The sequence below is a fragment of the Moritella sp. 28 genome (assembly GCF_018219435.1).
Classification (GTDB): Bacteria; Pseudomonadota; Gammaproteobacteria; order Enterobacterales; family Moritellaceae; genus Moritella.
This window is the reverse complement of the sequence record NZ_CP056121.1, coordinates 2,898,892-2,921,649: the sequence shown is the minus strand read 5'-3', so window position 1 is coordinate 2,921,649 and position 22,758 is coordinate 2,898,892. Positions and strand designations below refer to the sequence as shown.

The window sequence follows — 22,758 nt, the reverse complement described above, 5'->3', positions numbered from 1 at the left end:
GATGTTGTTCAACAGCTTTGAGTTTTTTTTGTTCTTACCCATTGTTTTAATGTTGTACTGGTCATTAAAAAGAGACTTTAAAAAACAAAATATAATCTTATTAGCAGCGAGTTATTTTTTTTATGGCTGGTGGGATATAAGGTTTCTTTTCTTGATCGCGACAACAACTGTTGTCGATTATAATGCGGCACTCATCATACAGTACGGTATGACAACATTTAAGCAACGTGTACTATCAATTATTTTTCTAGTTGTTAGTGCGATTCTTTTTGGTTTAATTAATTGGAAAAATGAGGTTGCTTGGGGTATTGTCCAGAATGGAATTTTGGTTTTTACCTTTTTACTATCTGTATTAATATACTTATTACCTTTAATCGTAGATTGGTTTAAAGTAATTTCAAAAGATAAAATAGCCCTTAGCTTAAGCATTATCTCAAACCTAACTATATTAGGATGTTTTAAATATTTCAATTTCTTTGTAGATTCTTTTTCTAATCTATCATTACTATTATTTGGTATCGAACCTTCTGTTATTACATTAACGATTATTTTACCTGTCGGGATCTCTTTTTATACTTTTCAAAGTATGAGCTATTCGATTGATGTTTATCGAGGACAGTTAAAGGCAAGTAAAAGTTTATTTGATTACGCTGCATATCTTTCTTTTTTTCCTCAACTTGTAGCTGGCCCAATCGAGCGAGGTAAAACGTTCCTTCCACAATTCCAAAGGATACGTAATATAGAAAATGGTGGTGTAAAACTGGGGCTTTGGTTAATTGCTTTTGGTTTATTTAAAAAAATAGTTATTGCTGATAATTTGTCTATCTTTGTTAATACCGTATTTTCCCCCTATGATAATGGAGAGTTAATAACAACACCTGAAAATGGTTTAATGGTGTTATTGGCTATTTATGCGTTTGCGTTTCAAATTTATGCCGATTTTTCTGGTTATGCAGATATCGCGCGAGGTACTGCTAAATTATTTGGTTTCCAATTAATGATTAATTTTCGTTTACCTTACATTGCAACTAACCCATCAGATTTTTGGCGTCGTTGGCATATAAGCTTGTCGTCATGGTTAAGGGATTATCTTTATATTCCGCTAGGAGGGAGTCGAGGAGGTACGTTTAAAACTTATCGCAACTTGTTTTTAACTATGCTACTAGGCGGTTTATGGCATGGTGCGAGTATTACTTTTGTTTTATGGGGCGCTTATCAGGGGACGATCTTGATTCTATATCGATTATTCGGTGTCGAGAGTGCTGGTGAACAATCTAAACCAGTAATGAAAGTTCTTCATGTAATTTGGATGTTCCACCTTGTCTGTTTAGGTTGGTTAATCTTTCGCGCTCAAAATGTACAAACAATATACTTATTTTTAGAGGCTATTTTCACTAATTTGTTCATTGACCAAGCTGTCATTGATGGCGTTTCAATTTTAACTTTTTATTTAATACCGTTATTAGTTTATCAGATATTACAAATTAAGTATAAAACGCTTTACCCTCAGAAGGTAATGGCCGCTATTCCTAATTTTCATATTTGGTTCTTTACTATCATGTCGATTCTTGCTTTGAGTAGTAAGTTATCATCCGAATTCATCTACTTTGCGTTTTAAATTAATATGATTAAAATATTGAAGCTGACGTTATTGATTGCATATATTGCTGTATTAGCAGAAGTATTTATTCGCTTCTTAAATCCTGTACCTATTTTGCCTCGTTATGTATCTGCGACTGATTATGGTATTCGCGGTAATACACAAAATGCAGATTATCAACATGTAACTGAGGAGTATAAAATCAATGTTAAAATTAATAGTAAAGGGGTTCGTTCAGATAAGGATATTAGATATGAAAAATCAGAAGGGGTAATCCGAGTTGTTACTTTAGGTGACTCATTTATGCTTGGGTATGGAGCTCAACTTTCAGAAACCTTTCTCTCTCAGATGTCAAATTCAATTGTAGATAAGCATAATGTTGAGATTGTTAATTTGGGGGTGTCCGGGCATGGGACTGCTGAAGAGTTGATAGTGTTAAGGGAAGAGGGGAAGAAGTATGATCCTGATATCGTTTTGCTCAGTTGGCATGGAACGGATTATGCAGATAATATCAGGTCTGGCTTATTTAATATCATGAATGGAAGTTTAATCCAGGTGAATGATAGTTATTTACCCGCTGTTAAATTAAGGGAGTATCTTTTTAGTTTTAAAATATATGAGTTTATTGCAAGTAACTCTCAGTTATATAGTTGGCTAAGAGAGTTAGTATCTGAAATGGTAAAGAATTCTTATGAAGAAATCAGTTCCTATTTTGAATTTCAACCAAAAATTAGTGAAGAAGATAATAGAAATAACTTTTCAACAGAAGACAAAAAAAATGAACTCGCAATACATTTACTTTTAGAAATAAAAAAAGAAGTTGATGATATTGGTGCCAAATTTATTGTTTTAGATATACCCCGTTTTTCTTCGAAAACTCACTTTCGGTCAACATTTCCTGACGATGTCCGGTTGGTTGATATTTTGGTCTATAATCCAATAACAGACTTTAATCATTATAATGAAAATATTTTATATTGGGAGAAGTCCGACGGACATTTCACACCAATAGGTAATCAAATAGTAGGTAAAGCTTTAGCTGATATTTTGGAAAAAAATAAATATCTGGATTGATTTTAGTTAGATATTTTATTATGAGGCAATATATGTTTTTTAAAATTGTAAAAATAAATATATTTTTCACGCTCTTCTTTCCATTATTCTTAAATGCAGCTGAACCCTATAAACTAACCGAAGCTGTCCCCCCAATTTCTGACTTTTGGGGCGGAATCGATCCAATTAATATTAGCGCTCCAATTCCTCCTAGTCGCTGGGCTAAGAATGAAATAAAAAATTACTATTATATTGATAACTCAGATGTGAATGCTACTGATACAAATAATGAATTTGGTTATCCAGCTAAACCTCGTAAAACTATACCAGAGCGAACTTATGATGAAGGGGCGTATATTGAAATTCATGGTGGGCCTTATACTGGAGGTAAGCAAATAGTTTTTCAGGCAAATGGAACCGCTGATAACCCTGTTTGGTTTCGGGGGCCCTCAATTGATGAGCCTGCTCTTATTAGAGGGGAAACGATAGTAAAGGGTAGTTATGTTTTTTTAGAAAATCTAAAATATGATACTAATAAAAAAACAATTGGATTCAGAGTATATGGAGATAGTCATTTACATCATGCTGTGATTCGTAATTCTACTTTTGTCGGGGAAGGTGATGCTGTTGGAGCAACGTCTGTTATTTCTATTTATGGGTCAACAAATAATAGATTTCATGACTTTTTAGTCTATGGAAATACGATTTCAAACTTTGGCGATTCAGAAAAGTATGGTGAAGATGATTATGTAGGTGTTATGCCTCGTATTAATGTTGATCGTGTATGGATCGTTAATAACCATATTTATGATGTTGGTGGAGATTCGGTATTAGTCGGTATAGCATCCACAAATGATGTGAATAGAGTGAGTGGTATATATATTGCGGATAATGAGCTACATGGGAATGGTGAAAATGCGATTGATGTTAAAGAATCTGATAATGTAATAATTGCAAATAACCTTCTATATGATGTGAAAAGATCTGGGAGTTCAGCTGGTGAAGTAGTAGTTGTTCATGATAATCCAACTTATGTGACGATTGTTAATAATAGAATTCATAGTGGTGAAAATGGTGTTGTAGTTACTTCTGGGGAAAATATTTGGTTGATTGGTAATGTAATCTATAATATTCATCATGGAAACAGTGAAACTTGGGAGCCTGCAAGTCTTTACTCCTCTGGAGCTGCAATACATTTCAGAGGTACTGGGCGAGCTGGCATATTGGATAATACAATTTTGGACTATGATATTGGGCTTCAGTTGGCGAGTGGTAGATCGGGATATGATGTGAAAAATAATGTATTTGCTTTTCGAGCGGCTTTAGATGGCTACGAAATTAGTTCGGGTAGCAGTACAAATGATAAGAAAAGTTTTCTTGCGGCTAATTTATTTTATACAAAAGGTGTAGATGCTGCCTTTTTATGGAAAGGGGGGGATATTGGAGGTGATAAATTTTCTGATTGTCTCCAGTGTGTTTATAATATTGATCCTAAGCAAAATCTAAAGATTTTGTCTGCAGAAGAACTAAACTTGGTAATTCTTTTTAGCGATGGAAAGCCCCCTTCTGAATCTTTTTCTTCTACTTATTCATTAATTTCTGTTCCTGATTATTCTGTTGTGGCAAATTCAGGATCTGATGTCAGCACTATAATGAATGAACTAGAAGCAAAGTATGGGATTAGTTTAGGCCTGGATTTATTTGGTAACACAAGGCCGTTTTTAAGCCCTAGCACAACAGTATATGACATTGGAGCATTTGAAACAAAGAGTGGTTCAGGTGAAAGTGTCAAGACGCCTTCAAGTCCAACAATGGTTGAAGTTATGGTGTTAGGAGACGGTAAATAGGTTAAAGTACTTTATTACAATAAATTAGCTGCGTATTTTCCGCTAACCTTTTAGAAGAGAAAAAATGCTCTATTTGAGCCCTAGACTTTATCGCCATTAGCTCAAGTTTTTCTTTATCCTCATATAAAGTGATAATTCTATTACTTAGTTGTTCGGTGTTATTAAGATCAATAATGTAACCATTCAGGGTATCCGTTATTATTTTTTTATTATCTGAAACATTAGTTGCGATAACAGGAACCCCACAAGCCATTGATTCTAGTACAACATTAGGTGTACCTTCAAATAATGAGGGCAAAACAGTGAAATCACAGGCGGGATAAATTTGCTCAATATCATCTCGGTTACCTAGGTAGATAGTATCTTCCGAAAACCCCGAATCTTTTATCTGTTGTTTAACTGCGGTTGTATAGTGGTCTGAACCATGCAATCCATCATATAAAGTATCGCCAACGAGTAACAATTTAAAGCTAATCCCCTGCGCTTTCACTTGCTCTAAGGCTTCAATCAAAAAAGGGTGGTTTTTTTGTTGCTTGAAGCTTGCAAACATACCTATAAGTTTACAATCGGGGTCTATTCCTAATACTCTTCTCATCTTTAATTTATCTTGTGGTTTAAAACGCTTGGTATCTACACCGTTATAAACTACGTGATATTTATGTGAAGGCTGTCCAGTTTGTGATGCATTGAATTTAGCGCCACTTTGAGAGTTTGCAATGATATCAGATACCAGGTGTTTGGTTAGCTTATATGCTTTTTTTTGAATCGGTTTTAGAGTGTAATTTGTATTACGCTCTGAACCAATAATTTTTATGTCTGTACAGGACAGTTTACCTGCTAACCGAGCTGCAATTTCAGCGTCAAATAAGTAACTATGAATGACATTGAACTTATATTGTCGAACTAGCTTCGCTAACTTAAACACTACGGAAAAATCAAACTTGGCTTTTTTATGAATTATATGTAGAGGAGTATCCTTATTCATCTGGTCTGCAAGTGGGACATATTCAGAAAGTGAGCAAACGTGTATCTCAAACCGTGTTTGATCAATATTGTTGACGAGTTCAATAACTTGGCGTTGGGCGCCACCAAATTCCATATTGCTAATCACTATTAATACTTTAGTTTTCATGAATTAATAACCCTTGCATGAATGATAATAGTGTTGGCTAGGAATTTATTAAGCACTAATTTGTTCGATAATTTTTTGTTTAGCCATTGGCACATCTTGATATTGGCTGTGGCTTCTTCTAACTTAGGGCTGAGCAACGCGTATGTGCAGTACTCAATATTTTCAATATAAAATTGCTGTTGTTGTAGAACATCGATAAATGCTTTTTGATGCCATTGTCGGTGAAATATTTTTTCGTTTTTTTGTTTATTTTTTTTACGAGAAATTAAGTTTTTTAGCGGTATAGTTATCATACTTTCTAATCTACGCAACTGTCTAAATATTGATTGCTTATTGGGTATAGAGATAATCAGACTTCCTTGTGGTGATAATACTCTAGATGCCTCCCGAATAGCTTGCTTGTATTCTGGTATGTATTCTAATACACCTAAAGACACTACAACCTGAAAGGTCCTATCTGAAAAAGGTAAGGCTATCGCATTGGCAACCTGCGCGTTGATATCGGGATAGGCAAGGTTTGCCTCTTTGACCATTTTATTCGAGATATCAATACCTTCTATTCTCCAGTTGCCTGATGTTTTAATAGCTGAAAAACTATCGCCAGATCCGCAGCCAATGTCTAGTAATCGTGGCGTTACTTGTATAAGGCTAATTCTTGCTAGCATATTCTGGCAATGGATTAAGCGATGCTGTAAATCTAAGTGGGAAATAGTGACTGCGTGGTTTTTATAATAGTTGGACCAAATATCACTTTGTTGATTAAAGTGATTCTTAACTTTATATGATGAAATATTTTGAAATACATTCTCAAATTTTTTCATCACATGTTCTTGATCATGATTTTCTAAATAATACTTCTGGCTGTTAAATGATGCCAATTGCCACTTTTCTTTGTCCTGCATTATTTTTTTTATGTGTTCAGGGAAGTTATCTTTTTCTGTCACATGAAAACCTAATTGCTTATCTTTTATGATGTCATCAGGATCAATTGTTGTAATCACTGGGACGCCATAACTCCATGCTTCTAAATAAGTATTAGGAAACCCCTCATAAATAGATGTGCAGCACAATATTGTTGCATTTTGATATATATCTGGCATGTCGAGGCGACTTATTTTTCCCTTATAATTGATGTTGTTTGCTTTTGTTAATCGAGGTAAAATTTCATTAATATAATCAGATTTATCATCTATTGGTCCAATAACCTCAAATAGAATATCAGGCATTTTATTTGCAATATCAATTAACCATTCTATTCTTTTTACTTTGTGTAAACGACCAACCCAAATGACCTTTTTATTATTAAACAAGTTATTACGATTAAAAGAAGGTGTTTGACGAGGGGGGGTGCCTGGCATATTGATAACCTCAGCGCTAATGCCATAATTATTCTGAAGAAGAACCTGCTGAGCTTTAGTTTGTGTAATGACTAGGCTGGCATGTGTTAAGCCATATTTAAATAAATACTCTTCACGTTTAGATTTTAAATTTGGTAACTTAATATCGCAATCAGCGTCACTCGCGACCGTATATATAAATGGTTTATTATTTTGCTTACACCAAAGCGCAACTTGCCCTGTAACATATTCGGCGCAGTTATGATAATAAACCTCTGCATCGGCTTTTTTTAATGCGGTAATAAGCGAGCTCCAGCGAGGAATAAAAAAACGTAATATAGGCAGTCCGTCACTGACTTTGCAAAGCTTAATTATCTTAATGTCATTGATATATTCGACCGGTTCTTCTCCGCCTTCATTCCATGTGATGATTGATACTTGATGTCCACGTGCCATTAACCATTCCGTTAATAAGGCTGTTTGACGTTCAACGCCACCGATGTGACCAGATTCCTCACCAGTTAATGCGCCATAAGCATTATTTGCTACTATGCATATTTTCATAAATGCTAATCATCCCCGCTGGTAATTTTGTAAAATTGGCGTAATGCAGAAACCTTAAATAAAATTTTGAGGGGGTTTTGGTCTGTTGGTAAATTAAAGCGTTTCAAGCGCATCATGTTACTTCCAACTTTATTTAGCTGTGTGTCGGTGGTTAAGGCACATTGGTAATACTCTTTGACCAACTTCTCGGTGGCTGATTTATAGCTATTATCTGGGTAACAAAAGGTGTCGCAAGCTACGTTGAGTTTATCCTCAATCCGATATTTTGATTCAAATAATTCGTTATCTAGCGTCTTTTTATCTACTAAGGCTAGTCGTGCATGGTTTACTGTGTGACTACCAATTTCAAAGTTTAATTGTTGCTGAGCATATTTAAGCTGTTGCCATGAGGCTAATTTTACGTAGTTGTCCTGTTCAATTATTTGGCTTAAGGCTTTGCCTGTGTGCAACTCTATCTCCGTTGATAGCTGTTTAAGGTAATTCCGCATTCTTTTATCGCAATCAAAATCAGATTTTATTTTATTCCGGAATAGCGCATAACTTTTTTTTAAGCTATCCCGTGATGAACAATCAAATATGAATTTTTCTTGTCGTAGTTCTGTTGTAAAGATATTCTCTTTAATTTGTTGCAATGCGTAATCAAGCCTGTCAAACCAAAATGGAACATTATTTTCTGTATGGTCCGTGGAAACAAATATAGTGGGGTGAATGTTAAAGCGAGAAAATATGACAGCAGCGGCTTCAATGTTATTTAAATAACCATCATCTAAGGTGATCACTAAGGCATTATCGATCGGTTTTATCTCTTTTTTCAATATTTTAATTGCTGTTGTTAGCGAGATGAACTGATATTGTTTGCTCAAGGTTTTAAGGGTGAAATAGAGTTCTTTAGTGTTATGTTGTGTGCGTAACGGTTGCCAACACGATGATTTAGTACGTTCAATATCAATAATACTATGAGCGTATAAAATCGTAATTTTATGCCTATTTATATAATGAAAAATAGAATAAATACCAAGGTTAAAAGTAGCCTTTAAAAATAGCGTCTTTATTAGGTCCATTTATTAAATAAGCTCCATTGAATAGTGGCTTTTCCAAAAAAAGGCATCTCTGACAATGTATTATAGTGAGTATTAACTATAGTTCGTTTTGATTATTTTTGCTTTTAAAAGACCGATTATTGGACTAAAAAAGCACCGAACGTTTTACGCTCAGTGCTTTTTTATTTAACCTCACTGTGTTTTAGATGTCTGTGACTAATGGTCTGCTGCGGCTCCTGCACCTCGAGGGAAGCGTAGGTTATCAACCAGTTGTTGAATATGTAATGGTGCATCACCTGTTACTTTAGTCACAATGAAAGCAACTGAGAAGTTAACAATCGCACCGACCACACCAAATGCATTTGGTGAAATGCCCAGGAACCAATTTTCTTCCATACCACCGAGGAATGATGTGCCAGGGATAAACATAATGCCTTTATGTTGGAATACATACAGCATAGTGATACCTAAACCTGAACACATACCAGCGACCGCGGCATGACCATTAATTTTCTTCGAGAAGATACCCATCATTAACGCTGGGAATAATGACGAACCTGCTAAACCAAAGGCGAGGGCAACGGTTCCCGCGGCAAATCCAGGCGGGTTAAGCCCGAGGTAGCCAGCGACAATAACGGCAATTGTCATCACTATTCGACTTAGTTTAAGTTCCGATTTCTCTGACATATTTGGTGTTATTATGCCTTTCATTAAATCGTGTGATATGGCTGATGAAATAGCCAATAACAGACCCGCAGCTGTTGATAGTGCAGCCGCTAAGCCACCCGCAGCAACGAGTGCAATCACCCAGTTTGGTAAATTTGCAATGGCAGGATTCGCGAGTACCATAATGTCACGGTCAACTTTAACCATTTCATTTTTGACTGGGTCTGCAACATATTGGATTTTACCATCGCCATTTTTATCTTCAAATTTCAATAAACCGGTTTTTTCCCAATCTTTAAACCATTGTGGGCGTTTTTCATATTCAAGCGGTTGACCAGCAGTTGGCTCTATAGTGTTCATTAGATTGAAGCGTGCCATAGCACCTACCGCAGGCGCGACAGTATAAAGTAACGCGATGAATACGAGTGCATAACCTGCTGAAGCACGTGCATCTTTCACTGTTGGTACGGTAAAGAAGCGCATAATTACATGGGGTAAACCCGCTGTACCGATCATAAGTGACATGGTGTAAGCGAACATGTTTAATGTGCCACCCATGTTATCAGTAGTGTATTGCTTAAATCCAAGGTCGGTAACGACCATGTCGATTTTATCAAGTAGATACACGCCACTGCCGTCAGCAAGCGTACTGCCTAAACCGAGTTGAGGGATTGGATTACCAGTCAGTTGTAATGAAATAAATACTGCTGGAATGGTATAGGCAAAGATAAGTACACAATATTGTGCGATCTGGGTATAAGTGATCCCTTTCATACCACCAAGTACCGCATAAACCCATACTACAATCATCCCTATGCCTAAACCTAGGTCGTAATCAACTTCTAAGAAACGAGAAAAAGCAACACCAACCCCTTTCATTTGACCGATGATATAGGTTACTGACGCGACAATTAAGCAGACAATTGCAACGATACGTGCAGTCTTGGAATCATAACGGTCGGCAATGAACTCTGGCACAGTAAACTTACCATGTTTACGCATATAGGGAGCAAGTAAGGTTGCAAGCAGTACAAAACCACCAGTCCAACCCATTAAGAAGACAGAACCACCGTAACCGAGGAAGGCGATAAGACCTGCCATTGATAAGAATGACGCAGCACTCATCCAATCGGCGCCGATCGCCATACCATTTTGTAATGGTGTAATACCACCACCGGCAGCATAGAAATCACTGGTTGTTTTGGCGCGGGCAAACCAAGCAATGGCAAAATAAATGGCAAATGAACCAAATACGGCGATATAGGTATAGAGTTTTAATTCACTCATTTATTCTTCCTCAACGTTATGTTTTTTATCCAGTTTATTCATCTGCACTGCATACCAAAAAACCAAACCAACAAAGGTATAAATTGAACCTTGTTGCGCGAACCAGAAACCAAGTTTATATCCGCCAAGTCTGAACTCATTCAACTGTTCGACGAATAAAATACCGCAGCCAAATGACACGACAAACCATATAACTAAACACGTTAATATGAGTCGTATATTAGCTTGCCAATAGGCGTTTTCTTGTTCCATATCCTTTCTCCCAAAAAAAACGATTAAATCTTAGTAAGTAAAATTAGATAGTGGTTGATTACCGTAATAAGTTGTCCTTAACTTGAATGACAAATTTTTGGTGCTCGCAACTAGCATGTTGTAAATCTAGCAACCTTTAAAAATTAACCCTATACAACTTTCGTCTATATATTATTTATGGCGTTGACGATTTAGAGGTAGATAGGTTAAAACTAAACATACAAACCAAGTGGTGTAGACTTTAATTAGTGTTCTTTGATTAACGGGTAGGGATTGAGGTATGAATGCAGCATTAAACGACATTGTTGATTTTATTAAAACTATTCCTCCTTTTAATTTGTTAAGCGATCAGCATTGTCACCTCATTGCTAAACACGTCTCAATTGGTTATTACCGAAATCAATCAGCATTAGAAACAAAGCGTGACGATCAAGTCATACTTTATCTGGTTAAAAAGGGCGTTGTGGCTTATTACAACGAGATAAACGAACTTCAGGCTAAGTTTTCTGAGGGTGATTTGTGTAGCGTATTATGCCAAAAAAATATAGATGAATTACAGATAAGCTTACGGATTGAAGAAGATAGTTTGATCTACTCAATTGATTTTAAAGCATTGCAGGAATTACTGATTGATTATCCTAATGCGTTGCAATTTTTATTACAAACGGCTCCACAGCGCTTACAGGATAAAATGGGGGCGGTAAGTGAATCTGCATTGATAGCGTCTAGTCTGACCAATGCGCCAATTATGGATTATTACAATAGTCCTGCCATTACGATATCAAGCCAAGAAAGTATTCAAAATGCTGCCAAATACATGACGGAAAAAAATGTATCTTGTTTGGTTATCATGGCTAATGGCAGCCCTGCGGGGATAGTGACAGATAAAGATATACGACGACGTTGTGTTGCTAAAGGACTGAGTAGTCATGGTCCGGTGACAGATATCATGACTGATAAAATGGCGACAATTGATATCAACCTGTGTGGACATGACGCTTTAGCATTGATGATAAGCCAGCGAATTCATCATTTGCCAGTGACAAATCATGGGGTGTTAGTTGGAATGCTAACGGCCACGGATTTAATGAATCAAGAAGGCCATCATGCCGTAAATTTAAGTTCGGTGATCCATAAAGCCAGTTCTGTCGCGGCCTTGGTTGAACTTAGTTCGATGTTACCGAAACTGCAGGTAAGCATGGCTAAACTGGGGGCTAGCGCAGATTATTTAGGTAAAAATATCAGTGCGCTGACGATGGCTTTTACTATCCGTTTGATCGAATTAGCTGAACAAAAATTAGGAGTGGCACCGGTAAGTTATGCTTGGCTGTGTACGGGTTCACAAGCGCGGCAGGAACAACTTGTTTATTCCGATCAAGATAATGCGTTAATCATTGCTGATCATGCTACGCCTGAACAAGAAGGCTGGTTTGAAGCTTTCGCTCATTTTATTTGTGATGGCTTGGCGGCCTGCGGTTATATTTATTGCCCGGGTAATATTATGGCGACAAATCAGCTGTGGCGACAAAAAAAGCAAGTTTGGCAAGGGTACTTTACCGATTGGGTGACGCAACCTGAGCCTCAAGCATTGTTGAATAGCTGCGTGTTTTTTGATCTCGCCACTGTGCATGGTGATAGTTCATTATTGCAAGATGTTCGTCGTAATATGCTCATACAAACCCAAAAGAACACTTTATTTTTAGCGCATATATCGCGTAATGCATTATTACAAAAACCGCCATTAGGTTTCTTTCGTGATTTTGTACTTGTTCATGATGGCAATAACAAAAAAGGTCTCGACCTGAAACATAACGGTCTTGCTCCGATTATTAATCTGGCTCGTATTTATGCACTTGCGGAGGGCATTGAAGATGTAAATACGATTATGCGATTAAAATTGGCGGCGGGTACGCCATCATTAAGTCGAACAGAATCGGCTAACTTAATTGATGCGTTTGAATTGTTAGGTATGTTACGTGCAGAACATCAAGCCAAGCAGATCGAAAGAGGTGAAGAGGCTGATAGCTATTTGTTACCAAAAGAAATCTCTCGGTTAGAGCGTGAACATTTAAAAGATGCGTTTAAAGTTGTAAAAGCAATGCAAAATTATCGTCAAATGGTTTAGCCGTAGGTCAATCAATAAGGATGTGAGATGAATCTTATACAATCTTTCTTTAGTCTAGAAACACAGCGAAAGCGATTATTAACTAAAGCGCCAGAAGGGGCGCTGAAACAATATTTGAGTGTCCCAATTATCGATCTTGATAAGCCTATTATGCACAGTGATATTTTAGCTGTCGATTTTGAAACCACAGGGCTAAATGCAAAACACGATGATATTTTGAGTATTGGCTATGTTGAATTATCTGGAAACCAAATTAGGTTGGGTAGTTGTTACCATCAAATTGTTGCTGCGCATTGTGAACTCGAAGCGAAGAATGTCATGATTCATACCATTACAGACCAAGATAAAGCCAGCGGGCGGTCATTGGCAAGTGTAGTCGAAGACTTATTAACTGCATTGGCTGGAAAAACAATGTTGGTTCACTATGCACAAATTGAAAAAACATTTCTAGAACAAGCCTGTATAAAGCTTTATGGGATGGCTCCTGTTTTTCCGATAATCGACACGCTAGCATTAGCTAAAAAACGACATGATAGATGCAGTCAAGCTTATGCGCCATCTACATTGCATCTCAGTAATTTACGTGATGAGTATGGCCTACCACACTATCCTGCACACAATGCATTGAACGATGCGATTGCTACCGCAGAACTATTTATGGCAAAAATGCAATATTCAGAGCTCAAAGGAAATACTCAACTTAAATCTTTGATCTCAACTGCTTTTAGCTAGTTACGTCATCGTGTACCTCGAACTGAGCAAGTTAAGTTCGTCACAGTTTGTCTACAGGGTGTCATGTATAGTGGAGGTTAATTATTTGTAGCAACGCATGGATGAATATGCACGTAATGCCAGAAAAAATCATCATTGCTGACGATCACCCTCTATTTCGTCAAGCATTATTGATTGCATTAAAAGAGCAATTTAAAACGACACATTGGCTGGAAGCTGAAACCGTCGAAAGTATTAATGAGTGCCTTGTCGCTAACGTAGATGCTGATTTATTGTTGCTGGACCTAAACATACCTGGTGCACATGGATTCGATCATTTAATCCGAATCAGAAAACAATATCCGAATATCCCTGTGGTTGTTATTTCTGCTTACAGTGATGAAACTATTATAAGTAAAGCAATGCAGCATGGTGCGTCGGGTTTTGTGCCCAAGTCTGAGTCGGTACCAACAATAATTTCGGCCATTAGCAAGGTGTTAGCTGGTCAGTTATGGGTTCCTGGTTCATATGAAAAAATCAAAGAAGAAACGAATAGCACAACAGATGAAGCGATTGCGAGTTTAACCGTTCAAGAATATCGAATATTAATGATGTTTTCTGAGGGACTCCTTAATAAGCAAATCGGGGATAAGCTTTGTGTCGCTGAAGCCACGGTTAAAGCCCATGCGAGTGCGATTTTCCGTAAGTTAAATGTGCGGAACCGGACACAAGCCGCAATGATGTTGGGTCAGTTGGATGTCGTAGAGTATAGCAATAGCTTAAAGGAATAAGTGCATGAATAAACATACCAAAGTGGCAGTAATTGTCGCGCCACTATTAGCTGTATTGGGCTATATAGCTTCAGATTATTTAATTGAAAACGATGCGGATAAAACTAAGTTGATCACATTAATACCAGAAGCTTCTTGTGAAGTACTTGCTGGTGGGTGTGTGTTGATGAGTGGTGACTTTAAAATAAATGTGTTTGATAAAGCGGGTTCAACTGTCGTTAATTCTACTTTCCCTCTTGATGAAGCGGTGCTATTCCTAGTTGATGAAGATAATACAGCGACTGCATTTCCCCTATCTCAGGTACAAAGTAATTATTACTGGCAAGCACAAACACCACTGCGTGAATTAGCCCGTACCTCGACAAGTTATAAATTAAGGCTGATCGCTTCAATTAAAGGTGGCGATTACATTAGCGAATTTGAAACCTCGCTTTAGTCGTTTTGTATATACCTAAGCCGTGTCATGCTTTGAATATCTATTTTGGGTTTTTCTATTGGCCAACTTTGATTTGCTTGGGTATCGCGCTTTCTCTGTTCTTGAATAAGTTAATTCAGTCGTAGTTCGATAGGCACAGTTGAGTAGACTGTTGCTGGGTAGGTTATAGTATGTTTGCAAATTGGCAGTTGATGCTATTAAGTTTTTTTTATATCGCGTTATTATTTTTAATTGCATATTTAGGTGATAAATATCGTTATCTTATCGAAGGAAAACGGCAAGCGTTAATTTATGCTTTTGCTGTTTCTGTTTATTGTACTTCGTGGAGTTTTCTAGGCACGACAGGGCAGGCTGCAAGTAGTGTTTATTCGTACCTGCCTATTTATTTAGGCCCAATATTACTACTTGTTTTCGCTTGGCCTTTCTTGTTGCGGGTAATTAAAACAAGTATTGCCTTTAATTTAACCTCTATTGCCGACTTACTCGCCGCTCGTTTTGGGAAATCACATGCATTAGCAATTCTTGTCACACTCGTTTCTCTTTTTGGGACAATGCCCTATATTGCATTGCAAATTAAAGCCATTGTTTATTCATTCCAGCAATTACAAATTCAACAAGACTTTATGCCTTGGCAACTTGGTTTAGTGACGAGTTGTGTTCTGGCAGGTTTTAGCATGTTGTTTGGTATACGCAATATTGATGTGACAGAGCGTCATCCGGGCATTATGTTGGCAATTGCGTTTGAAGCACTGGTTAAAGTTGCAGCGTTTGCCAGTGTCGGTATTTTCATTTGCTATATAGTGTTTGATTCACCACAAGACATTTGGCAACAAGCGAGTGCTAATGCTGAATTAGCCAGTGCATTACAGTTTCCCGATCTAAGCGCGATGGGCGGTATGCTTGTCATAGTCATGGCTGCATTTTTCGTTTTACCACGACAGTTTCATGTCATGATTGTGGAATTACGCGATGAACAAGATGCATGGTTAAGTCGTCGTATCTTCCCATTGTATTTACTTGTATTTGCATTTTTCTCTGCACCGTTAGGCCTAGCGGGTTACTTACTACTGGGAAATAGTGTTCCTGTTGATATGTACGTGTTGGTCTTACCTTGGTATCAAGATCAGATATGGCTGACAGTATTTGCATTTTTGGGTGCTATTTCAGCGGCAAGTTCAATGGTGATTGTATCTACAATTGCTTTAAGTACTATGCTCAGTAACGAAATAATATTTCCTATTTTGTTTAAGAAAAATAAACATCCGACTCAATACAATGCGTTTAGATTAAAACTTCTTAACATCCGAAAGTTATTAGTCCTGTTTGTGATCCTGTTAAGTTATCTTGTATTTCTGTTCATACCACCAACTACGCTATCAAGCTTAGGTGTAACAGCGTTAGGTGCATTGGCACAGTTAACGCCAGGATTGTTGGCCGCTTTCTATTGGCGACGAGCGACATTAAAAGGTGTGTTTAGTGGTATCTGTATCGGTTTTTCATTATGGACGGTGGTTAATTTTTTGCCTCAACTGGGCTTTTATCCTGGGCCACTAGAAGGTACTATTTTTGCGAGTTCGACAGCTATTAACTTACTTTGCCTTGCGATTAATACCGTATCTATGATCGCTATTTCGCTGGTGACTAGGTCGAGTATTCAGGAGAGAATACAAGGCGCATTATTTTTAAAGCGGCAATTACCGGCATCTCTTATCGAAAGTAAACGTAAAACTAAATCTAAACGACAAGCCATATCTGTCGATGAATTGCTATTGTTAACAGCTCAATTTGTTGGTGATGATAAAGCGTCTGCAAGTTTTAAAGCATTTGAACAGATGGCTATCACGTTAGGTCATACACCAAAGGAGACCGCAGAGCATGCACTTGAGCATACAGAGAAAGTATTGTCGAGTGTGATGGGTTCTTCGTCTGCGCGATTGGTACTTAATTCAGCTTTAGATGGGCATGATTTTGCGTTAGATGAACTTGCTACCTTAGTAGGGAATGCATCCAGCCATCGCCAAGAGTTTAGTCAAAACTTGCTGAAAAGTGCGATAGAAAATACCAGAGAGGGGATATCAATTATTAATGATGAACTCGAACTCGTTGCTTGGAATAAACAGTATACGATGTTGTTTAATTATCCTGATGATATCCTTTATGTTGGTTGTCCGGTCGAGTCATTAATACGCTTTAACGCTGAGCGTGGTCTGTGTGGTTCGGGTAATATAGAAGTGCATGTTCAGAAACGTCTCGATTTTTTGCGTTTAAGGCTATCCCATAGCTCTGAACGTTTACGTGAAGATGGCAAAGTGATCCGTATTGAAGGAAATCCATTACCGGACGGTGGTTTTTTAATGGTTTTTTCAGACATTACGGCATTTAGGCAAGCAGAACAGGTATTAAAAGAAGCTAATCAAGATCTAGAAACCCGAGTCGCAGAGCGAACTCAAAAACTTGAAAAGGCAAATAAAGAACTGGCTAAAGCGAGAGTGGTTGCTGACGAAGCGCTAAGTAAGAAAAGCTATTATTTACAAGTGTGTAGTCATGACTTGTTACAACCGCTTGAAGCGGCACGTTTGTTTACATCGGCTCTTGCTAGTCAGTCTACGCTAAATGAAAATCAACAGCGGCAAGTGAGTAGTATTGATTTGTCGTTAAAAGTGGCTAACGAAATGATTGTTAATTTAGCTGAAGTTGCACGAATAGAGAGTGGCAGTATTAAACCCCATATCGAAACATTTGCGTTAAATGATCTATTTAGTCAACTTGCGAGCGAATTTTCTGCTGCGGCTAAACAGCATGGTGTTAGTTTTACGATTATGCCAACCACACATTGGGTTAATACCGATAAACACCTGCTACGTCGCATTCTACAAAATTTAATTGGTAATGCATTTCGATATGCGAGTCCTGGACGAGTATTGCTCGGTTGTCGTCGGAAAAGCGGTCAGTTAAGTGTTCAGTTATTAGACAATGGGCCGGGAATTGCAGCGCAAGACCAAGTTAGAGTGTTCGAGCAATTTAGCCAATTAAAAGACAATAATGGTTCGAATGATGGGTTAGGACTCGGACTGAGTATTTGTACTAGTTTGTCAGCATTATTAGAGCATCAGTTGACGCTTGATTCAGTAGAAGGCAGGGGATGTCGGTTTAGCCTACAACTTTGTGAGGCAACAGCGTTACAACAAGACAACACAACGCCAGTTATTGTGCCAACGGACCTGACGGGAACCGCTGTGTTATGTATAGATAATAACCCTGCTATTTTAGAAGGTATGCTAGAGCTCATGAGTAGTTGGGATTGTGAAGTTTATGGCGCCAGTTCAATTGCGAGTGCGATGACGATATTTAAACAATGTGATTTTGATATTTTGTTGGTCGATTATCAATTAGATAATGATGAGGATGGACTAACATTAATCTCAGCGTTAAGAGAAATAAACCCTGCGATACCCGCTATTCTTATTACGGCGACAACAGAGATTGGGATTGCAGATAAAGCAGCGGCGGCTAAAGTTGGCTTATTACGTAAGTTAGTTAAACCTGCAGCGCTAAGAGCGATGATGAGCGCACAATTAACGGAAACATTGCAAACACAGTTTATTCGCGAGTAGTTATTCATCAACGGCTTATTTGTTTAATATATTACCTGTATTTCTGATAAATATTAAAAAGGCTTCTGACATAAATCAGAAGCCTTTTGTTTATTAAGATTAATAACTAACGTTTAGATTAATCTTTATCGTTAAATTTTTTAAATGGACGTTGTGCTTCACCAGTATATAACTGACGAGGACGACCAATTTTCTGTCCAGGTTGACTTAACATTTCGTTCCAGTGAGCAATCCAACCTACGGTACGGCCTAATGCAAAAATAACCGTAAACATAGAAACTGGGATGCCAATAGCACGTAATGTAATACCTGAATAGAAATCTACATTTGGATAGAGTTTCTTTTCAATGAAGTAAGGGTCTTCAAGCGCAATACGCTCAAGTTCCATCGCTACATCTAATAGAGGATCATTAATGTCTAGTTCTTTAAGTACTTCGTGACAGCTTTTACGCATTACCGTAGCACGAGGATCTTTATTTTTGTAAACACGATGACCAAAGCCCATTAGACGGAACGGGTCTTCTTTGTCTTTCGCACGAGCGATAAATTCAGGAATACGATCAACACTACCAATCTCTTCAAGCATTGTTAGACAAGCTTCATTAGCACCACCGTGAGCAGGGCCCCATAGTGACGCAATACCTGCTGCGATACATGCAAATGGGTTAGCACCTGACGAACCAGCAAGTCGAACCGTTGATGTAGAAGCATTTTGTTCGTGATCTGCATGCAGCGTAAAGATACGATCCATTGCAGTTTCTACAACAGGATTAACCTCATATGTTTCACACGGTACAGAGAACATCATTTTAAGGAAGTTACCTGCGTATGAAAGGCTGTTATCTGGATATACAAAAGGTTGACCAATTGAATATTTGTAACACATAGCAGCAATTGTCGGCATTTTAGATAATAAACGGAATGCTGAAATTTCTCGGTGACGTTGATTCGTCACATCTAGTGAATCATGATAAAAGGCTGCAAGTGCGCCTGAAACACCACAGAGGATCGCCATTGGATGAGAATCACGGCGGAAACCTTTGAAGAAAGATGCAAATTGTTCGTGCACCATAGTGTGTTTATGTACTGTCGCTTTGAATTGTTCATATTGTTCTTTTGTTGGTGCATCACCGTAAAGAATAATATAACAAACTTCTAAATAATCCGCATTAAATGCTAAATCATCAATAGCGTAACCGCGATGTAGTAGGATACCTTCTACACCATCAATATAAGTAATTTTTGACTCACATGATGACGTTGCCATAAAACCTGGATCATGGGTGAAATATCCTTTACTACCTAGGGTACGAATGTCGATAACATCGTGACCAGCTGTACCAGATAAAATTGGAAATTCAACTGGCTCTTGGCCGGGTAGGTTTAACGTGGCTTTTTGATTAGCCATAGCACGTCTCCTTTGCTTATTTATAATTAGATTTCTTCATGAAATTCGAAGCTAAAGCTACCTTTATTAATTCCCAATGTCAATTTTGTTACAAAATAATCAAAGAAAAAACACTAAAAGGTTAACCTATGTTTCAATTTCAATGTAAATGTTGCTATAAGGTCTTTTATATTTGTAAATAAATTGTGATGTAGGTATACTTATTCACGGATCAAGAGTCCTTCTTTTAATTTTGTTCTAGATATGTAAGTGCTTATAATCATTATTTTATTTGTCTTTTGAACAAGAAATAAACAAGGGCTTTCATTTGAAAGAAATTTGTTATGGAAATAATACATTTCTGTGATCTATATCAATATAATAATAACTATGCTCAATGGAGCTGAGTGAGCGATATCGTGAAAAAGCAAAGACCTGTAAATCTAGATCTGCAGACTATTAGCATGCCAATCACAGCAATCGCATCTATCCTACACCGAATCTCTGGTGTAATAATGTTGTTTGCAGTGGGTATTCTTTTATGGTTACTGACAGAATCACTATCTTCTGAACAAGGTTTCCAGAATGCACAAGAAATTGTGTCTGGTTTCTTTGGTACATTCATTCTTTGGGGAATCCTAACCGCACTTGCATATCATATTGCTGGTGGTATCCGTCATTTATTGATGGACATGGGTTATTTTGAAGAGCTTGAATCGGGTGCATTAAGTGCGAAAGTATCTTTTGTTGCAACCGTTGTTTTATCAATCCTAGCGGGGATAATGGTATGGTAACTAACGCAGCAAGTTATGGCCGCAGTGGCACTCATGATTTTATCATGATCCGCGCAACCGCCATCATCATGGCACTATATACATTTTATTTTGTTGGTTTCGTTGCATTTAACGACCTTACTTTTCAAGTATGGTCTGAATTCTTTGCAAGTACTGGAAATAAAGTATTCACACTTCTTACCCTTATCGCTATCGTCATCCATGCATGGATTGGTGTATGGCAGGTATTAACTGACTATGTTAAATCAACCGGTTTACGTGGTGCATTACAGTTTGTTCTAACAACCACTGCATTTGTTTATGCGCTTGTTGGTTTTGTTGTTCTTTGGGGGTTATAAGTGAGTATTCCAGTTCGCGAATTTGACGCAGTAGTTATTGGTGCCGGTGGTGCTGGTATGCGTGCTGCGCTATCAATATCTAAATCAGGTAAAAGTTGTGCACTTTTATCTAAAGTTTTTCCAACTCGTTCACATACCGTATCTGCTCAAGGTGGTATTACCGTTGCTTTAGGTAATTCACACGAAGATGATTGGACATGGCACATGTACGATACTGTTAAAGGCTCTGATTATATCGGTGACCAAGACGCTATCGAATTTATGTGTAAAACGGGTCCAGAAGCTATTTTAGAACTTGAGCACATGGGTCTGCCATTCTCTCGTTTTGAAGATGGTACTATTTATCAACGTCCATTTGGTGGTCAGTCACTTGCATACGGTGGCGCACAAGCGGCTCGTACAGCTGCTGCAGCCGATCGTACAGGTCATGCATTACTTCACCTTCTTTACCAACAAAACGTAAAGAACGAAACGAAAGTATTTTCTGAATGGTATGCACTAGATCTCGTTAAAAATGACGATGGTATTATCACTGGTTGTACGGCGATTGATATTGAAACAGGTGAAATCTGTTACTTCAAATCAAAAGCAACCGTATTTGCTACAGGTGGTGCGGGTCGTATCTACTCTTCTACAACGAATGCACACATCAATACTGGCGACGGTGTTGGTATGGCAATTCGTGCTGGTGTTCCATTACAAGATATGGAAATGTGGCAGTTCCACCCGACAGGTATTGCTGGCGCAGGTGTGCTTGTAACAGAAGGTTGTCGTGGTGAAGGTGGTTACCTTCTAAACAAAGATGGTGAACGTTTCATGGAACGTTATGCACCTAACGCGAAAGATCTTGCGGGCCGTGACGTTGTAGCTCGTTCAATGATGACTGAAATCCGTGAAGGTCGTGCGTGTGATGGTCCTTGGGGTCCACACATTAAACTAAAACTCGATCATCTTGGTGAAGAAGTACTTGAGTCACGTCTACCTGGTATTTGTGAATTATCTCGTACATTTGCTCACGTTGATCCAGTGAAAGAACCAATTCCAGTAATTCCTACTTGTCACTATATGATGGGTGGTTTACCTGCAAATATTAACGGTGAAGTATTAACACGTAAAGAAGACGGTAGCATGGAAGTTGTTGCTGGTTTATTTGCTGTTGGTGAAATCGCTTGTGTATCTGTGCATGGTGCAAACCGTTTAGGTGGTAATTCACTGCTGGATCTTGTTGTATTTGGTCGTGCTGCTGGTAATTACCTAGGTACTGCGCTTGATACTATTCCTGAGCCAAAAGAAGCTACTGACGCAAATGTTGATACATCACTTGAACGTCTAAATCGTTGGGAAAATAACCAAGACGGTGAAGATCCTGTTCAGATTCGTAAAGATTTACAAGAATGTATGCAACTTAACTTCTCGGTATTCCGTGAAGGTGAATCAATGGCTGAAGGCCTTGAGCAGTTACGTACCATTCGTAAACGTTTACAAAATGCACGTTTAGATGACACATCAACAGAGTTTAATACTCAACGTATTGAATGTTTAGAGCTTGATAATCTGATGGAAACTGCATTTGCTACAGCACATGCTGCTAATTTCCGTACAGAAAGTCGTGGTGCACACAGCCGCTTTGATTATCCAGATCGTGATGATGCGAATTGGTTATGTCATTCACTGTACTTACCTACAAGTGAAGAAATGACAACTCGTGAAGTGAATTTATCACCAAACTTGTTAACCGAAGAGCAGCTGAAGCACTTTGTGCCTAAAGCTCGCGTTTACTAAAC

17 protein-coding genes are annotated in these 22,758 nt (G+C 37.9%); 11 read left to right on the top strand and 6 right to left on the bottom strand.

What is annotated here, in order from left to right:
• Position 1 precedes the first annotated feature (1 nt).
• Genes HWV02_RS12920 through HWV02_RS12910 form a run of 3 tightly spaced genes read left to right on the top strand, consistent with a single transcriptional unit; the run spans position 2 to position 4,500 of the window.
• Positions 2-1,618, top strand: a complete 1,617-nt coding sequence (locus HWV02_RS12920; RefSeq protein WP_211688083.1) for an MBOAT family protein — start codon at positions 2-4, stop codon at positions 1,616-1,618.
• A 33-nt stretch (positions 1,619-1,651) separates the two neighbouring features.
• Positions 1,652-2,674, top strand: coding sequence for a hypothetical protein (locus HWV02_RS12915; RefSeq protein ID WP_211676210.1), 1,023 nt, complete (start codon positions 1,652-1,654; stop codon positions 2,672-2,674).
• Between the two features lie 32 nt (positions 2,675-2,706).
• A complete protein-coding gene (locus tag HWV02_RS12910) occupies positions 2,707-4,500 on the top strand; it encodes a right-handed parallel beta-helix repeat-containing protein (RefSeq protein WP_211688081.1) in 1,794 nt (597 codons plus the stop codon).
• A 1-nt stretch (position 4,501) separates the two neighbouring features.
• On the opposite strand, the gene HWV02_RS12905 is transcribed toward HWV02_RS12910, so the two are convergent.
• The 5 genes from HWV02_RS12905 to HWV02_RS12885 all read right to left on the bottom strand — a co-directional run bounded on the left by HWV02_RS12905 (position 4,502) and on the right by HWV02_RS12885 (position 10,778).
• Positions 4,502-5,632 carry a glycosyltransferase gene (locus HWV02_RS12905; RefSeq protein WP_211688079.1) on the bottom strand — a complete coding sequence of 377 codons (1,131 nt, stop codon included), beginning with the start codon at positions 5,630-5,632 and terminating at the stop codon, positions 4,502-4,504.
• Entirely contained in the window at positions 5,629-7,533 is a 1,905-nt protein-coding gene (locus HWV02_RS12900; protein WP_211688077.1) for a methyltransferase domain-containing protein, read from the bottom strand. The genes HWV02_RS12905 and HWV02_RS12900 overlap by 4 nt, the downstream gene beginning before the upstream one ends.
• A 5-nt stretch (positions 7,534-7,538) precedes the next feature.
• A complete protein-coding gene (locus tag HWV02_RS12895; RefSeq protein WP_211688075.1) occupies positions 7,539-8,348 on the bottom strand; it encodes a polysaccharide deacetylase family protein in 810 nt (269 codons plus the stop codon).
• A 441-nt stretch (positions 8,349-8,789) separates the two neighbouring features.
• Positions 8,790-10,526, bottom strand: a complete 1,737-nt coding sequence (locus HWV02_RS12890; protein ID WP_211688073.1) for a sodium:solute symporter family protein — start codon at positions 10,524-10,526, stop codon at positions 8,790-8,792.
• Positions 10,527-10,778, bottom strand: a complete 252-nt coding sequence (locus tag HWV02_RS12885) for a DUF4212 domain-containing protein (protein ID WP_045110219.1) — start codon at positions 10,776-10,778, stop codon at positions 10,527-10,529.
• A gap of 280 nt (positions 10,779-11,058) precedes the next feature.
• Here HWV02_RS12885 and HWV02_RS12880 point away from each other — a divergent pair, with 280 nt between their 5' ends.
• The 5 genes from HWV02_RS12880 to HWV02_RS12860 all read left to right on the top strand — a co-directional run bounded on the left by HWV02_RS12880 (position 11,059) and on the right by HWV02_RS12860 (position 18,455).
• Positions 11,059-12,903: a DUF294 nucleotidyltransferase-like domain-containing protein gene (locus HWV02_RS12880; protein WP_211688072.1), complete on the top strand. Its 1,845-nt coding sequence runs from the start codon at positions 11,059-11,061 to the stop codon at positions 12,901-12,903.
• Positions 12,904-12,930: 27 nt separating this feature from the next.
• Positions 12,931-13,635 (top strand): exonuclease domain-containing protein, encoded by a 705-nt coding sequence (locus HWV02_RS12875; RefSeq protein ID WP_211688070.1) that lies wholly within the window; start codon positions 12,931-12,933, stop codon positions 13,633-13,635.
• Positions 13,636-13,742: 107 nt separating this feature from the next.
• A complete protein-coding gene (locus HWV02_RS12870; protein ID WP_211675843.1) occupies positions 13,743-14,405 on the top strand; it encodes a response regulator transcription factor in 663 nt (220 codons plus the stop codon).
• Positions 14,406-14,409: 4 nt separating this feature from the next.
• Complete coding sequence (locus tag HWV02_RS12865; protein ID WP_211676202.1) at positions 14,410-14,841, top strand: hypothetical protein; 432 nt, start codon at positions 14,410-14,412, stop codon at positions 14,839-14,841.
• A 170-nt stretch (positions 14,842-15,011) separates the two neighbouring features.
• Positions 15,012-18,455, top strand: a complete 3,444-nt coding sequence (locus HWV02_RS12860) for a PAS-domain containing protein (RefSeq protein WP_211688068.1) — start codon at positions 15,012-15,014, stop codon at positions 18,453-18,455.
• 118 nt (positions 18,456-18,573) lie between these two features.
• Here the strand turns inward: HWV02_RS12860 and HWV02_RS12855 are convergent, their stop codons facing one another.
• Positions 18,574-19,863 (bottom strand): citrate synthase, encoded by a 1,290-nt coding sequence (locus HWV02_RS12855; RefSeq protein ID WP_211676200.1) that lies wholly within the window; start codon positions 19,861-19,863, stop codon positions 18,574-18,576.
• A gap of 386 nt (positions 19,864-20,249) precedes the next feature.
• Between HWV02_RS12855 and sdhC the strand changes: the two genes are divergently transcribed.
• From sdhC to sdhA, 3 genes are read left to right on the top strand one after another with little or no spacing between them, the layout of a single operon-like run.
• Positions 20,250-20,636, top strand: a complete 387-nt coding sequence (gene sdhC / locus HWV02_RS12850; protein WP_211671850.1) for a succinate dehydrogenase cytochrome b556 subunit — start codon at positions 20,250-20,252, stop codon at positions 20,634-20,636.
• Complete coding sequence (gene sdhD, locus HWV02_RS12845) at positions 20,630-20,974, top strand: succinate dehydrogenase, hydrophobic membrane anchor protein (RefSeq protein WP_211676199.1); 345 nt, start codon at positions 20,630-20,632, stop codon at positions 20,972-20,974. Before sdhC ends, sdhD begins: the two co-directional genes overlap by 7 nt.
• A complete protein-coding gene (gene sdhA, locus HWV02_RS12840) occupies positions 20,975-22,756 on the top strand; it encodes a succinate dehydrogenase flavoprotein subunit (RefSeq protein ID WP_211676198.1) in 1,782 nt (593 codons plus the stop codon). It abuts the gene before it with no gap.
• Positions 22,757-22,758 lie beyond the last annotated feature (2 nt).

Coding starts and splice junctions, on each gene's coding strand:
- HWV02_RS12920 (WP_211688083.1), top strand. CDS start 2: ATGTTGTTCAACAGCTTTGAGTTTTTTTTGTTCTTACCCATTGTTTTA.
- HWV02_RS12910 (WP_211688081.1), top strand. CDS start 2,707: ATGTTTTTTAAAATTGTAAAAATAAATATATTTTTCACGCTCTTCTTT.
- HWV02_RS12905 (WP_211688079.1), bottom strand. CDS start 5,632: ATGAAAACTAAAGTATTAATAGTGATTAGCAATATGGAATTTGGTGGC.
- HWV02_RS12900 (WP_211688077.1), bottom strand. CDS start 7,533: ATGAAAATATGCATAGTAGCAAATAATGCTTATGGCGCATTAACTGGT.
- HWV02_RS12890 (WP_211688073.1), bottom strand. CDS start 10,526: ATGAGTGAATTAAAACTCTATACCTATATCGCCGTATTTGGTTCATTT.
- HWV02_RS12885 (WP_045110219.1), bottom strand. CDS start 10,778: ATGGAACAAGAAAACGCCTATTGGCAAGCTAATATACGACTCATATTA.
- HWV02_RS12880 (WP_211688072.1), top strand. CDS start 11,059: ATGAATGCAGCATTAAACGACATTGTTGATTTTATTAAAACTATTCCT.
- HWV02_RS12875 (WP_211688070.1), top strand. CDS start 12,931: ATGAATCTTATACAATCTTTCTTTAGTCTAGAAACACAGCGAAAGCGA.
- HWV02_RS12870 (WP_211675843.1), top strand. CDS start 13,743: ATGCACGTAATGCCAGAAAAAATCATCATTGCTGACGATCACCCTCTA.
- HWV02_RS12865 (WP_211676202.1), top strand. CDS start 14,410: ATGAATAAACATACCAAAGTGGCAGTAATTGTCGCGCCACTATTAGCT.
- HWV02_RS12860 (WP_211688068.1), top strand. CDS start 15,012: ATGTTTGCAAATTGGCAGTTGATGCTATTAAGTTTTTTTTATATCGCG.
- HWV02_RS12855 (WP_211676200.1), bottom strand. CDS start 19,863: ATGGCTAATCAAAAAGCCACGTTAAACCTACCCGGCCAAGAGCCAGTT.
- sdhD (WP_211676199.1), top strand. CDS start 20,630: ATGGTAACTAACGCAGCAAGTTATGGCCGCAGTGGCACTCATGATTTT.